The organism is Pandoraea commovens, from assembly GCF_024704525.1.
GTDB classification, from domain to species: Bacteria; Pseudomonadota; Gammaproteobacteria; order Burkholderiales; family Burkholderiaceae; genus Pandoraea; species Pandoraea commovens.
Genome location: NZ_CP102780.1, coordinates 3,999,402 through 4,012,653 on the forward strand (window position 1 = coordinate 3,999,402; position 13,252 = coordinate 4,012,653).

At 62.1% G+C, this 13,252-nt stretch carries 11 protein-coding genes; 2 read left to right on the plus strand and 9 right to left on the minus strand.

The genetic code is table 11. The annotated features are described in order from the left end of the window. Positions 1-4: 4 nt before the first annotated feature. On the minus strand, positions 5-655 hold the full coding sequence (locus NTU39_RS18085; RefSeq protein WP_150578121.1) for an RlmE family RNA methyltransferase: 651 nt from the start codon (positions 653-655) through the stop codon (positions 5-7). Positions 656-811: 156 nt separating this feature from the next. Here NTU39_RS18085 and yhbY point away from each other — a divergent pair, with 156 nt between their 5' ends. Beyond that, the gene (gene yhbY / locus NTU39_RS18090; protein ID WP_150663408.1) at positions 812-1,312 is read left to right on the plus strand and encodes a ribosome assembly RNA-binding protein YhbY; all 501 of its coding nucleotides are present in this window, start codon (positions 812-814) and stop codon (positions 1,310-1,312) included. Between the two features lie 142 nt (positions 1,313-1,454). On the opposite strand, the gene NTU39_RS18095 is transcribed toward yhbY, so the two are convergent. From NTU39_RS18095 to NTU39_RS18130, 8 genes are all read right to left on the minus strand, one after another. After that, the gene (locus NTU39_RS18095) at positions 1,455-1,970 is read right to left on the minus strand and encodes a DUF4149 domain-containing protein (protein ID WP_150578120.1); all 516 of its coding nucleotides are present in this window, start codon (positions 1,968-1,970) and stop codon (positions 1,455-1,457) included. Continuing rightward, positions 1,954-2,430, minus strand: a complete 477-nt coding sequence (gene greA, locus NTU39_RS18100; protein ID WP_039397144.1) for a transcription elongation factor GreA — start codon at positions 2,428-2,430, stop codon at positions 1,954-1,956. The genes NTU39_RS18095 and greA overlap by 17 nt, the downstream gene beginning before the upstream one ends. 305 nt (positions 2,431-2,735) lie before the next feature. Next, complete coding sequence (gene carB / locus NTU39_RS18105) at positions 2,736-5,978, minus strand: carbamoyl-phosphate synthase large subunit (protein WP_039397142.1); 3,243 nt, start codon at positions 5,976-5,978, stop codon at positions 2,736-2,738. Between the two features lie 18 nt (positions 5,979-5,996). Next, positions 5,997-6,677 carry a leucine efflux protein LeuE gene (gene leuE / locus NTU39_RS18110; RefSeq protein WP_257958201.1) on the minus strand — a complete coding sequence of 227 codons (681 nt, stop codon included), beginning with the start codon at positions 6,675-6,677 and terminating at the stop codon, positions 5,997-5,999. A gap of 28 nt (positions 6,678-6,705) precedes the next feature. Next, on the minus strand, positions 6,706-7,851 hold the full coding sequence (carA, locus tag NTU39_RS18115; protein ID WP_039397138.1) for a glutamine-hydrolyzing carbamoyl-phosphate synthase small subunit: 1,146 nt from the start codon (positions 7,849-7,851) through the stop codon (positions 6,706-6,708). Between the two features lie 195 nt (positions 7,852-8,046). Next, on the minus strand, positions 8,047-8,808 hold the full coding sequence (locus tag NTU39_RS18120; protein WP_257958202.1) for a FadR/GntR family transcriptional regulator: 762 nt from the start codon (positions 8,806-8,808) through the stop codon (positions 8,047-8,049). 151 nt (positions 8,809-8,959) lie between these two features. Further along, positions 8,960-10,570, minus strand: coding sequence for an alpha,alpha-trehalase TreF (gene treF, locus NTU39_RS18125; protein ID WP_257958203.1), 1,611 nt, complete (start codon positions 10,568-10,570; stop codon positions 8,960-8,962). A 2-nt stretch (positions 10,571-10,572) separates the two neighbouring features. Next, positions 10,573-11,340, minus strand: coding sequence for an SDR family NAD(P)-dependent oxidoreductase (locus tag NTU39_RS18130; protein ID WP_150663411.1), 768 nt, complete (start codon positions 11,338-11,340; stop codon positions 10,573-10,575). A gap of 474 nt (positions 11,341-11,814) precedes the next feature. Between NTU39_RS18130 and NTU39_RS18135 the strand changes: the two genes are divergently transcribed. Next, entirely contained in the window at positions 11,815-13,140 is a 1,326-nt protein-coding gene (locus NTU39_RS18135) for a C4-dicarboxylate transporter DctA (protein WP_150663412.1), read from the plus strand. Positions 13,141-13,252: the final 112 nt, after the last annotated feature.

A 13,252-nucleotide genomic window follows, 5' to 3' on the forward strand; every position in this document is an offset into this window, starting at 1 on the left:
GGCATCAAGCCGGATTTTTCAAACCCCGACCCAGAATGAACGTTTCGGAAGATTTGTCTCGCGACGCCTTTGGCTTGCGCGGCGCCACGGTTTTGAACTGGTGTTTGAATTTTTCGACAATCTGGCTATAGCCGCTGCCGTGAAAACATTTGACCAGTAACGCCCCTTCCGGTTTCAGGTGTCGCTGTGCAAAATCCAGCGCCAGATCGCACAAATGCTCGATCCGCGCCGCATCGGCCGACGCCACACCCGACAAGTTGGGGGCCATATCGGAAACTACAAGGTCGACTTTGCGTCCGGCGACGATTTCTTCGAGCTGCTCCAGCACGCTGTCCTCGCGGAAGTCGCCCTGCAGGAAGTGGACGTCGGCGATCGGGTCCATCGGCAGGATGTCGAGCGCAATGATCGTCCCGTCGATGCCACCCTCGACGCGCTTGCCGCCCGCCAGCTTGTTACGGGCGTACTGACTCCAGCTACCCGGCGTCGAGCCGAGGTCGACGATGACCTGGCCCGGCTTAATCAGCCGGTCCTGCTCGTCGATTTCCTTGAGTTTGTAGGCGGCACGGGCACGATAGCCCTCGCGCTGCGCCATTTTGACGTAGGGATCGTTGATGTGATCGTGCAACCACGCGTGGTTGAAACGGTTTTTTGCCATATTTCTTCAAAAACACTGCGAATTTGCAGGATAATACGCCCTTGCGCGCCCAAAATCTTTTAGCCCGCCGGCAGCCTTCATCGGCCGCTAACGGTGTTCAGGCCTCGATTTGCGGGCGCATCCTACCTCGTTTGTCTCGTCTGTCTTCTGTCTTTTATGCCCGCTTTGACCCTGACCCCGGCGCAACGCGCCGACATGCGCTCTGCCGCTCACGCGCTGAATCCCGTCGTTCTGATCGGCGCCGATGGCTTGACGCCTGCGGTGCTCAAGGAAATCGACGGCGCACTGAAAGCCCACGAACTGATTAAGGTACGTGTGTTCGGTGACGAACGCGACACGCGCGTGGCCATTTACGAATCCATCTGCGACCAGTTGGGTGCAGCGCCGGTGCAACACATCGGTAAGCTGCTCGTTCTGTATCGCCCGACGCCGGACGAAACGGTCACGCCGGTTCGCGGCAAGTCCGGCGGCACCGGCGCTACGGTCAAGGGTCGCGCACCGCGCACCGTGACCGTCGTCAAGTCCAGCACCAACGCCGGGCGTCGCCCGACCGTCAAGAAAGTGACGGTTGCAGGCAACGAACGCATGACCGCCGGTGGTATCGTCAAGCGCGCCAAGAAGCGTCAGACCAGCGTCAAGCGCCAGCGCAACGACTAAGTCCCCGATGGCGGCGGACGTTGCAACTTCCGCCAGCCCTCAAAAGAACGCGCCCTGACATCGTCGGGCGCGTTTTTTTATGTGTGACACCATTGGACAGGATTGAAGACGATTTCCGTCTCTCCCTGCCCTGCTGCGGCAATTAGCCGCGCACCGGCTGGCGCCAGATCAGCGCAATTGCCAGCAAGCTTTGCAGCAGATAAAGGCCGCTCGAAATGCCATGAAGCATGCCAAAGCGCGAAGCATAGGCCGATTGGCCAATGTCGACGCCCGACGCTTCTGCCTGTGCGCGCAGATCGGCCATCAACGGCTGCAGGCCGAACGAGCTGATCAGCACACACACCATCATCGCCACCGCGAGCCAACGAAGACCGCGATAGCTGCGCGCTGCCTGTGCATCGGCCGTGCGCGCGATCAGCGCGGTGGACAGCCAGACCAGCAACACGCCGCACACCAGACTAAGCCAGGCTTGCGTGTGAAACAGTCGACCGGCAACCGTTCCGGCCACCATGCGCGATTCCAGCACAGCGAACAGTGTCGGGGCGACGATATAGCCGATCGCCCACTGGCTGCCGCACCAGACGGTGGCGATCAGGCGGAACAGTCGTTCCAGCCGTGGCGCACCGCTGGCAAACGTCACATCAGACGTAGCGGACATCGATGATCTCGTACTCGCGCACGCCGCTCGGGGCCTGCACTTCGGCCACATCGCCTGCGTACTTACCGATCAATGCACGGGCAATCGGCGAGCTCACCGAAATCTTGCCGTGCTCCAGGTCAGCCTCGTCGTCGCCGACGATCTGATACAGCACCGTGCCGCCGCTCTCGAGGTCTTCGAGTTCGACGGTTGCGGCGAAGACCACACGACCTTCGGCATCCAACACCGACGGATCGATGATCTGTGCTGCCGAGAGCTTCGATTCGAGATCGGCGATACGCCCTTCGATGAAGCCCTGCTTTTCTTTAGCAGCGTCGTATTCAGCGTTTTCCGACAGATCGCCCTGCGCACGGGCTTCAGCAATCGCCGTGATCACGTGCGGACGTTCGACGGTCTTCAGGCGGTGCAGCTCTTCCTTGAGCAGTTCAGCGCCCCGCTTGGTCAGAGGAATGGTACTCATGCGCGTTGTTCCGAAAGACAAAAAAATTGCCGCAGCGAAGCCGCATTCGCACTTTTTGCGAACGCCGCTCGACCGCGGCTGTGACACCTATGTTGCATTAGTGTAGCAGAGTTGCCGACGCTGCCAACCGGAGGACCGGCCGCGCGGCGCGTGGTCACACTGCGAGCACGTCTAAAGCATTTGGCGCGTCCGGTGGAGATCAGTTCCCCGACGAACGCGCCATTGTTTTGCGACTTTGCCCGACGCAGCCGACTCAACCTAACAAGCCGACCGCCCCGGGCGGACCTGCGTCACCTGCCCGACACTCAGGCAGGCAGTTGCGCGTGCAGGCCCTGGAGGTCATAGACCTCCAGGTTCTGCAGATACTTCAGGCCTTCCACCGCTGCGCGGGCACCCGAGATCGTCGTGTAATACGTGACCTTGTGTGCCTGCGCCGACATACGGATCGAGCGCGAATCGGCAATCGCCGTGCGGGTTTCGTCCACCGTGGTGAACACCAGCGCGATCTCGCCGTTCTTGATCATGTCGACAATGTGCGGACGACCGTCCTTCACCTTGTTGACCACGCGCACCGGAATCCCGGCCGCTTCGATGGCCGCCGCCGTGCCACGCGTAGCGACGATCGGATAGCCCAGCGAGTGCAGCATGCGCGCTACTTCGACCGCGCGCGGCTTGTCGGCGTCCTTCACCGTGAGCAGCACCGTGCCCGAAGCAGGCAGACGCGAACCCGCTGCCAGTTGCGACTTGAAGAGCGCTTCGCCGAACGTGCGGCCCACGCCCATCACTTCCCCCGTCGAGCGCATTTCCGGTCCGAGCACCGGGTCGACGCCCGGGAACTTCACGAACGGGAACACGGCTTCCTTGACGCTGTAATACGGCGGCACGACTTCGCTCGTGATGCCTTGCGACGTCAGCGACTGACCGGCCATTGCACGTGCGGCGATCTTGGCCAGTTGGCGGCCCGTGGCCTTCGAGACGTACGGCACCGTACGCGACGCACGCGGGTTCACTTCCAGCACGTAGATCGTATCGACGCCGTTGCCCTGCTGAATCGCGAACTGCACGTTCATCAGACCGACCACGTTCAGCGCCTTGGCCATCTCGGCCGTCTGACGCTTGAGTTCGGCAATCGTCTCGGCCGACAACGAGTACGGCGGCAGCGAGCAAGCCGAGTCGCCCGAGTGGACGCCCGCCTGTTCGATGTGCTCCATCACGCCGCCGATGTAGACGTCCTTACCGTCCGAGATGCAATCGACGTCGCACTCGATGGCGTCGTCCAGGAAGCGGTCGAGCAGCACCGGGCTGTCGTGGCTCACCTTGACGGCTTCGCGCATGTAGCGTTCGAGGTCACGCGGCTCGTGAACGATTTCCATCGCACGGCCACCCAGCACATACGACGGGCGCACCACCAGCGGGTAGCCGATTTCGGCGGCCAGCTTGAGCGCTTCGTCTTCCGCGCGGGCGGTACGGTTCGGCGGTTGACGCAGACCGAGCTTATGCAGCAGCTTCTGGAAACGCTCGCGGTCTTCTGCGGCGTCGATCATGTCCGGGCTCGTGCCGATGATGGGCACACCGTTCGCTTCGAGATCCAGTGCAAGCTTGAGCGGGGTTTGGCCGCCGTACTGCACGATCACGCCGACCGGCTTTTCGAGGTCGACGATTTCCAGCACGTCTTCCAGCGTCACCGGCTCGAAGTACAGACGATCCGACGTGTCATAGTCCGTCGACACAGTTTCCGGGTTGCAATTGACCATGATGGTCTCGTAGCCGTCTTCGCGCATGGCGAGCGCGGCGTGCACGCAGCAGTAGTCGAACTCGATACCCTGACCGATACGGTTCGGACCGCCGCCGAGCACCATGATCTTCTTCTTGTCGGTCGGCTGGGCTTCGCACTCTTCCTCATAGGTCGAGTACATGTAAGCCGTGTTGGTCGAGAATTCGGCAGCGCAGGTGTCCACGCGCTTGTAGACCGGACGCACCTTCTGCGCGATACGCGCTTTACGCACGGCGGTCTGATCGGTGCCGAGCAGCTTGGCCAGACGGCGATCCGAGAAGCCGCTTTGCTTCAGGAAGCGCAGTTCTTCGGTCGTCAGGCTTGCCAGCGTGCGGCCCGACAGTGCCTTTTCCTTCTTGACGATGGCTTCGAGCTGGGCGAGGAACCACGGGTCGATGGCGGTCTCGGCGTACACCTCTTCGAGGCTCATGCCCAGACGGAACGCGTCGCCCACGTACCAGATACGGTCCGGGCCCGGCTCGCCGATTTCGGCCACGATCTCGTCGCGGTCGGTCGACTTTTCGTCCAGACCGTCCACACCGACTTCCAGACCGCGCATGGCCTTCTGGAACGATTCCTGGAACGTGCGGCCCATGGCCATCACTTCACCGACCGATTTCATCTGCGTGGTCAGGCGGGCATCGGCTTCGCGGAACTTCTCGAAGGCGAAACGCGGCACCTTGGTGACGACGTAGTCGATGGTCGGTTCGAACGAAGCCGGCGTTGCACCGCCGGTGATTTCGTTGCGCAGCTCGTCGAGCGTGTAGCCGACGGCCAGCTTCGCGGCAACCTTGGCGATCGGGAAGCCGGTGGCCTTCGAGGCCAGCGCCGACGAACGCGACACGCGCGGGTTCATTTCGATGACGACCATGCGGCCGTCCTTCGGGTTGATCGAGAACTGGACGTTCGAGCCGCCCGTCTCCACACCGATCTCGCGCAGCACGGCGAGCGATGCGTTACGCAGCAGCTGGTATTCCTTGTCGGTCAGCGTCTGTGCGGGTGCCACCGTGATCGAGTCACCGGTGTGCACGCCCATCGGGTCGAGGTTTTCGATCGAGCAGACGATGATGCAGTTGTCGGCGCGGTCGCGCACGACTTCCATCTCGAATTCCTTCCAGCCGAGCAGCGACTCTTCGATGAGCAGTTCGCGCGTGGGCGAGAGGTCGAGACCGCGCTTGCAGATCTCTTCGAATTCTTCGCGGTTGTAGGCGATACCGCCGCCCGAGCCGCCGAGTGTGAACGACGGACGGATCACCATCGGGTAACCGCTGCCGCCGATCTCGGCCATGATCTGCGCCTGCACGGCGAGGGCTTCTTCCATCGAGTGGGCGATGCCCGACTTGGCCGAACCGAGACCGATCTTGGTCATCGCGTCCTTGAACTTCTGACGGTCTTCGGCCTTGTCGATGGCTTCCGGCGATGCGCCGATCAGTTCCACCTTGTACTTGTCGAGCACGCCGTGACGATGCAGGTCGAGCGCGCAGTTCAGCGCGGTCTGGCCGCCCATCGTCGGGAGAATGGCATCCGGGCGTTCCTTGGCAATGATGCGCTCGACGACTTCCCAGGTAATCGGTTCGATGTAGGTGACATCGGCCGTGTCCGGGTCGGTCATGATCGTGGCAGGGTTGCTGTTGATCAGGATGACCTTGTAGCCTTCCTCGCGCAGTGCCTTGCAGGCCTGTGCGCCGGAATAATCGAACTCGCATGCCTGACCGATGATGATCGGGCCGGCGCCGATGATGAGGATGCTCTTGATGTCTGTGCGCTTTGGCATAACGTTCTCAACAAAAATTTAACTCAGCGTCGCGGTCGCGAGCTTCACACCGAAGCCGACGAACAACGCGCCCACGCCGCCGGTTGCCCCGGCGCTCAACCGGCGACGTTGCCGGAAGTGCTCGGCCAGGCGGTAACCGGCCAGGATCAGCGTGCTCAGATACAGGAAACTGCAGGTCTGTACGATGACGCCCAGCACCGCAAACGACACGGCCGGGTAGGCGTAGCCCGGATCGACGAACTGGATGAAAAACGACACGCAGAACAGGATCGCTTTCGGGTTCAGCAGGCTGATGAACAGCGCCCGCTTGAACGGGTGATCGGCGTCGACCTGCTTCGGTGCGGCGACAACTGCGTCCGCTGTCGCTTCCGATTTCTGACGTGCCGCCCGCGCGTTGGCGATGGCTCCGCGCAGCATGTTCAGGCCCATCCAGCAGAGATACGCCGCGCCGAGGTACTTCACCACGAAGAACAGTGCCGGTTGCGTGTGCAGCAGCGACGCTACACCGGCGGCTGCCAGCGTCATGAGGACCGTGTCGCCCAGAAACACGCCGCAAGCGGCTGCATACCCCTGGCGAACCCCGCGCTGTGCGGCCACGGCCAGCACGTAGAGCGAGTTCGGCCCCGGCAGCAGAATGACGACCACGACCCCGGCGAGATACGTCCAGAGGTTGAGGATGCCGATCGAGTTCCCGAGCATGGTGCGTGTTTCCCTTTCTCTTGCTTGCTTACGCGGGCTGCTTGGCGTCGGCCATCGACTGCACGAAGCGGTCGAACAGGTAGCCGATGTCGTGCGGGCCGGGCGACGCTTCCGGGTGACCCTGGAAACAGAATGCCGGGCGGTCCGTCAGTTCGAAGCCTTGCAGCGTGCCGTCGAACAGCGACACGTGCGTGACACGCGCGTTGGCCGGCAGGCTGTTTGCGTCCACGGCGAAACCGTGGTTTTGCGACGTGATGACGACGCGGCCCGTATCGAGATCCTTCACCGGGTGGTTGGCACCGTGGTGACCGGTCTTCATCTTGAGCGTCTTCGCGCCGACGGCCAGCCCCATGATCTGGTGGCCGAGGCAGATGCCGAAGGTCGGGAAGCGACGTTCCAGGAACGTCTTCGTCGCCGCGATGGCGTAGTCGCACGGTTCCGGGTCGCCGGGGCCGTTCGAGAGAAACACGCCGTCCGGGTTCAGGGCGAACACGTCATCAGCCGAGCTTTGGGCCGGGAGCACCGTGACCTTGCAGCCGCGCTGAGCGAGCATGCGCAGGATGTTGCGCTTCACGCCGTAGTCGAGGGCGACCACGTGGAATTTCGGATCTTTCTGCTCGCCGTAGCCTTCCTCGAGCGTCCATTCCGTTTCCGTCCACGAATACTGCTCGGTGGTGGAGACGACCTTGGCGAGGTCCATACCGGCGAGACCGGGGAACGATTGTGCGAGGGCGATGGCCTTGGCTTCGTCGGCTTCTTCACCGGCGAGGATGCAGCCGTTCTGAGCGCCCTTGTCGCGCAGGATACGGGTCAGACGTCGCGTGTCGATGCCGGCGATGGCGACCACGCCTTCGTCCTTCAGGTACTGCGACAGCGTCTTGTTGGCGCGGAAATTCGAGTCGAGGATCGGCAGATCCTTGATGATCAGGCCGGCGGCATGGACTTTCGTGGCTTCGACGTCTTCACCGTTGACGCCCGTGTTGCCGATGTGCGGATACGTCAGCGTGACGATCTGGCGCGCATAGCTGGGGTCGGTGAGGATTTCCTGATAGCCGGTAATGGCCGTATTGAAGACCACTTCACCGATGGTGTGACCGGCAGCGCCGATGGCGTACCCACGAAAGACCGTGCCGTCAGCGAGCGCGAGAATGGCGGGTGAGAATGACGGCAGCACGGGAAACTCCTGGAGGGTTCACCCCTGCTGCCAGCCTCACCGTCCGCTAGCGATGACATCAGCGCGGGCACCGGAATTGCGCGGAATATGCGCACAGCGGATGCTCGGGCGGCGGACGAGATGTCGGGCGGGTAGGCGCTAGGGTGAGGGTTAAATGACTAAAACCTTCAAAGTATAGCGCAAATCCGGATCTTCTCAAAGCTGAACGTGTGATGCACCAGTACGCTCTGCGGACTCCCGGGAGGTGACCCCGTCGGCAGACGGATACGCAGAGGGGATAGGGAAGTGAATACCGGCCCGCTGGGCCGCCAGCACGATATGGCGCTCCATCGAAGCGCCTGCGGCTGCGCCGTCGCGGCGTCGCAGTGCGTCGAGGATCTCCAGATGTTCATGATAGGTGGAGAGCACCAGTTCTCGCTGATAAAACGGCAGACGCTGGCTTTCCATGACGATTTCCGTGCTGCCGCGCAGGATATCGGCGATGGCGGCGTTTCCTGCGAGGCCGACGATACGCAGATGGAACGCGAAGTCCAGTTGTGCGGCGGTGTCGACGTCGCCCTCGATCAGCGCGCCTTTCATCGACTCGACGTTATCGGACAACCAGTCGATCTCGGTGGCACTGGCTGCGAGTGCCGCGAGCCGGGCGGAGAAGCCTTCCAGTGCGTAGCGCAGTTGATAAGTGTCGGCGAGCGAAATCTGGTCGGCGAAGCGCCATGCGACGCCGAGACGGGCGGAGGCGTCGTTCACATAGACGCCCTTGCCGGGGCGGATGGCGACCATACCGAGCGCTTCGAGCGTGGAGAGGGCTTCGCGCAGCGAGGCGCGGCTGATGGCCAGTTCCTCGGCGAGTTGACGTTGCGAGGGCAGCATCGCACCGGCGGGATAGATCTGACGTTCGATGCGCTCGCGGATCGTGGCGACGGCGGCGTCGGTTACGGCATGCGCCGAATGCTTCATGGGTCCTCACAAGGCGTGTGGGTAGGCGTATGGCGCATTGTACGACGCCAAATTTCTCCTTACGCGAACCTCCCCCCACCGGCCGGGAAACCCCGACTACAGGGGCTTCCCGTTTACGCCATCCCGCCCTGCCCGCTGCCCCACTCTCCGATCACGCCGCCTTCACCTGATGCGCGTGATGTTCCGGGTGATCGCCAAGCAGACGCCGCACCACGCCGTTCGTCCAGCCGAATCCGTCCTGAAGCGGGTACTCGCCGCCGCCACCGCCACTGGCGCTCATCGCGTCGCTCGTGTGCAGCGAGTACTTTTCGACGAGTTTGCTCTCGCGTGCGTAAAGCGAGCCGACGGTGGAGAGCCAGCGATGGGCAATGTCCCCCGCGAGCCGGTTCTCCCCGTATTTGCGAAGACCGTGAATGGCCATCCACTGGAGCGGTGCCCAGCCGTTGGGCGGATCCCATTGCTGAAGGCTCGACGTCTGCGTCGTTCGCAACCCTCCCGCCGCCAGCAGATGCTCGGCCATCGCGAGCGCCGAGCGGTGCGCCTGTTCGCGTGAGGCGAGGCCGACGAATAGCGGCGCGGCGATTGCCGCCGACAATTGCGCCCGTTGCTCGCCGAGTTGCCAGTCGTAGTCGACAAACGCGCCTTCGGCGTCCGACCACAGGTGTCGCGTCATCGCGTCCTGACGCGCCTGCGCCCGCTTCGCAAAGGCCAGCGCCGCGTCGACATCCCCTGCCGCTTCACTGAGACGAGCGATATGCCCCTCAGTGGCGAAGAGAAGGCTATTCAGGTCGACGGGCAGAATCGATGTGGTGCGAATCGACGAAAGGTCGTTCGCATCGCCCAGCCAGCGGGAGCTGAAATCCCAGCCCGAGGCCGCGCCGGCGCGCAGGTCGCGGTACACCTCACCGGCGGGACGTTGCGGTGCATCGCGTGCGGTCGTCACGTCTTCCAGATAGCCTTCTTCACGCGGCGTGTCGCGCTCGTCCCAATAGCGGTTGAAGAGTGAGCCGTCGGGTAGACGAACGAGATGCCGATAGGCTTCGCCCGGCCGCAGCGACGCTTCGCCGTCCATCCAGTAGTCGTATTCGCGACGCAAATGCGGCAAATAACGGATGGCGCGCGCCACGCCATGCGATTCGAACAGCTCCACCATCAGACCGTACATAGGCGGCTGCGAGCGGCTCAGATAGTAAGTGCGGTTGCCGTTTGGAATGTGGCCGTACGTGTCTATGAGAAATGAAAAATTGTCGGCCATGCTCACGAGCAGATCGTGGCGTCCGCTGTTGGCGAGACCGAGCATCGTGAAATAGGAGTCCCAATAATAGAGCTCGTGAAAACGTCCACCGGGCACGACATACGCGCGCGGCAACGGGAGCAGCGAGCTATAGGCAGGATGCGCTTCCGGCACGCGTGTGAGCACATCCCAGAGACCGTCGATATGCTCGACAAGCCCTTGCCCCGGATCGGATACATATTCGCTGGGCGGCGTGCGCTCCAGCGTGAAATAGGTCCCCACGAAGCGCGACAGATCGAAGCCGGGTTTGTCGGCGTCTTCGCGATAGCGGCGGAGAATTTCTTCGGGCGCGAGCGAGGGGGCGCAGTCCACGAACGTCTTGCTGTCGGCAAAGATGCGTTGCGTTTGTACGGCGACGAAAAGCTCCTGATAGCGATCGTCCGGCGTGAGGATGTCCGACGGTGCGCAGTGGGCGACGTCCGCCGTCATGCCACCCGTCGCAAGCGTGCGTTGTGCGGTGTCTGTCATCGTTATTGCTCCGCGTAGTTCCAGAGCAGGCCACCGTCGACGAACAGCGTCGTGCCCGTCACATAGCTGGCTTCGGGCGACGCGAGGAACAGCACGGCGTTCGCCACTTCGCTGGGATTCGCGAGGCGTCCGAGCGGAATGTTCGCGACGAGCGCTTCGAGCTGCGCCTTGTTCGCGAGCAGTTGCTGATTGATGGGGGTGCCGACGGCGCCGGGCGCAACATTGTTCACCGTGATGCCGAGCGGCGCGAGTTCGATGGCGAGGTTGCGCATCATCATCTTCATGCCGCCCTTGCTCGCGCAATAGCTCGTGAAGTGGGGAAACGGCAGTTCCTCGTGCACCGAGCTGACGTTCACGATGCGGCCACCGCGCTGCGTATCGCGCAGGTGCTTCACAAAGGCTTGCGTAAGAAAGAACGCCCCTTTGAGGTTGACGTTCATGACGAGGTCGTAATCGGCTTCCGTCACGTCGAGAAATGGGGCACGGCGTTCCACACCGGCGTTGTTGACCAAGACATCGAGGCGTCCCATTTTGGCGACGGCCTGCTCGATGACGGCGCGGTCGTCCTCCACGCGCCCGACGTCTCCCGCGATCACGCAGCCGTCGCTACCGGCGGCGCGAACCGAGTCGAGCGTCTGCTCGGCCATCGCGTTGTCCTGCCGGTCTTCCACCACGATGCGGGCCCCTTCCTGGGCAAGACGGATCGCAATGGCGCGCCCGATCCCCTGAGCACTACCGGTGACGAGTACCACCGTGTCCTTCATTCGCATGTCGCCTCCCTGATGAGCAAGAAGTGAGATCTGTGCGCCCTGCCCGGCGTCCTAGTGGCGGATACCGAAACAATGCACCAGATGCCAGTGCGACCGCGGGCGGGAAAGCGAAGTTCACACAAATCTCGCCCGATTCATCCAGCAAAACCAACGACTTAGGAGCGATTGCGAGCGATTTCCCCTCCCCGAACCGGCCAACGCAGTTGCATGCCTTCGCCCTAGGGAATCCCCTCAAACGACAGTCCTTGACCTGACTATATTGGCTTTCTAATATTCTCCATAACACCACTGGTCAGACCGGTATGACTTGTCGATTTACACTGATGAAATCTGGTGTTGGCGGCGGATGAAGACGCCGCGCGTGACCTGAAGTAAGACGTACAGCGTTAGAGAATCAGCCCCCGAGAGCAGTCCGTTCGATATCGAGATTGCGAAATCCTAGAGAGTGATTTGCGCAGGCAGAGGAGACAAACCATGCCCAAGCTGTTTCGTTCGTTGTTTGGCCGAGTCGTTATTGCGTTGATAGTGGGTGTGGCGTTAGGCATCTGGTTTCCGCAGTTGGGAGAGTCGTTGCGTCCGTTGGGCGATGGCTTTCTGAAGCTCATCAAGATGGTGATTGGCCCGATCGTTTTCTGCGTTGTCGTGAGCGGCATGGCGAGCGCGGGCGACTTGCGCAAAGTGGGCCGGGTGGGCGTCAAGGCCATCTTGTACTTCGAGATCATCACCACCTTCGCGCTGGTCATTGGTGCGGTGCTGGCGTGGGTGACGCGTCCTGGCGCGGGCATGAACATCGACATCCGCAGTCTGGACGCCGGTTCGATGGCCGCTTACACCGAGCACGCCAAGAGCCTGAAAGACACGGCGGGCTTCTTGCTGAAGATCATCCCGGACACCATTACCGACGCCTTTGCCAAGGGCGACATCCTGCAGATCCTCGTCTTTTCCGTCATGTTCGGCTGTGCGTTGGCGGCATTGGGTGAGCGTGGACGTCCGGTGGCACGATTCATCGAAGATCTGAGCCATGTCTTCTTCCGCGTGATGGCGTTCATCATCCGGCTCGCGCCGCTGGGCGTGCTGGGCGCGGTGGCGTTCACCACGGGCAAGTACGGTGCGTCGTCGCTCAAGCAACTGGGCTTGCTCGTGCTGGTGTTCTACGCGAGCTGCTTCGTGTTCGTGACGGTGGTATTGGGCGGGGTGTTGCGTCTGGCGGGCTTCAACATCTTCAAGTTCATCAAGTACTTCCGTGAAGAGTTATCGATCGTGTTGGGCACGGCATCGTCGGATGCTGTGTTGCCCGCGATCATGCGCAAACTCGAATGGATGGGCATCAAAAAGTCGACGGTGGGTCTGGTCGTACCGACGGGATACTCGTTCAACCTCGACGGCTTCTCCATCTACCTGACGTTGGCGGTCATCTTCATTGCGCAGGCGACCAACACCCCGTTGTCGATGCACGACCTGATTCTGGTGGTGTTGGTATCGCTGCTGACGTCCAAGGGTGCGCATGGGATTCCGGGCTCGGCGATTGTGATTCTGGCGGCGACACTGACGGCCATTCCGGCCATCCCCGTGATTGGCCTTGTGCTGATCCTGCCGGTCGACTGGTTCGTCGGGATTGCGCGAGCCATCACCAACTTGTTGGGCAACTGCGTGGCGACGCTCGTTGTGGCCGCATGGGAAAAGGACGTCGACTTCGCGAGAGCGCACAGAGTGCTCAATGGCGAGTTGCCATACGAGCCGATTGCGGCGTCTGAAGATGGCATCGAAGGTGCACCGGCAAACGCTGCACTGACACGCTGATCTACTGAGTGAAGCATGCGAGGGTCGCAGCGAATGCAGCGGCCCTCGGAACAACCAAGCAATTTCTGCCGACGCGTGGAACAACGGCGTCGGCATCATCATCTGGAGTAGA

What these genes read in the sequence shown, in the direction of transcription:
- NTU39_RS18085 (WP_150578121.1), bottom strand. Translation starts at nt 655, where the DNA reads ATGGCAAAAAACCGTTTCAACCACGCGTGGTTGCACGATCACATCAAC.
- yhbY (WP_150663408.1), top strand. Translation starts at nt 812, where the DNA reads ATGCCCGCTTTGACCCTGACCCCGGCGCAACGCGCCGACATGCGCTCT.
- NTU39_RS18095 (WP_150578120.1), bottom strand. Translation starts at nt 1,970, where the DNA reads ATGTCCGCTACGTCTGATGTGACGTTTGCCAGCGGTGCGCCACGGCTG.
- greA (WP_039397144.1), bottom strand. Translation starts at nt 2,430, where the DNA reads ATGAGTACCATTCCTCTGACCAAGCGGGGCGCTGAACTGCTCAAGGAA.
- carB (WP_039397142.1), bottom strand. Translation starts at nt 5,978, where the DNA reads ATGCCAAAGCGCACAGACATCAAGAGCATCCTCATCATCGGCGCCGGC.
- leuE (WP_257958201.1), bottom strand. Translation starts at nt 6,677, where the DNA reads ATGCTCGGGAACTCGATCGGCATCCTCAACCTCTGGACGTATCTCGCC.
- NTU39_RS18120 (WP_257958202.1), bottom strand. Translation starts at nt 8,808, where the DNA reads ATGAAGCATTCGGCGCATGCCGTAACCGACGCCGCCGTCGCCACGATC.
- treF (WP_257958203.1), bottom strand. Translation starts at nt 10,570, where the DNA reads ATGACAGACACCGCACAACGCACGCTTGCGACGGGTGGCATGACGGCG.
- NTU39_RS18130 (WP_150663411.1), bottom strand. Translation starts at nt 11,340, where the DNA reads ATGCGAATGAAGGACACGGTGGTACTCGTCACCGGTAGTGCTCAGGGG.
- NTU39_RS18135 (WP_150663412.1), top strand. Translation starts at nt 11,815, where the DNA reads ATGCCCAAGCTGTTTCGTTCGTTGTTTGGCCGAGTCGTTATTGCGTTG.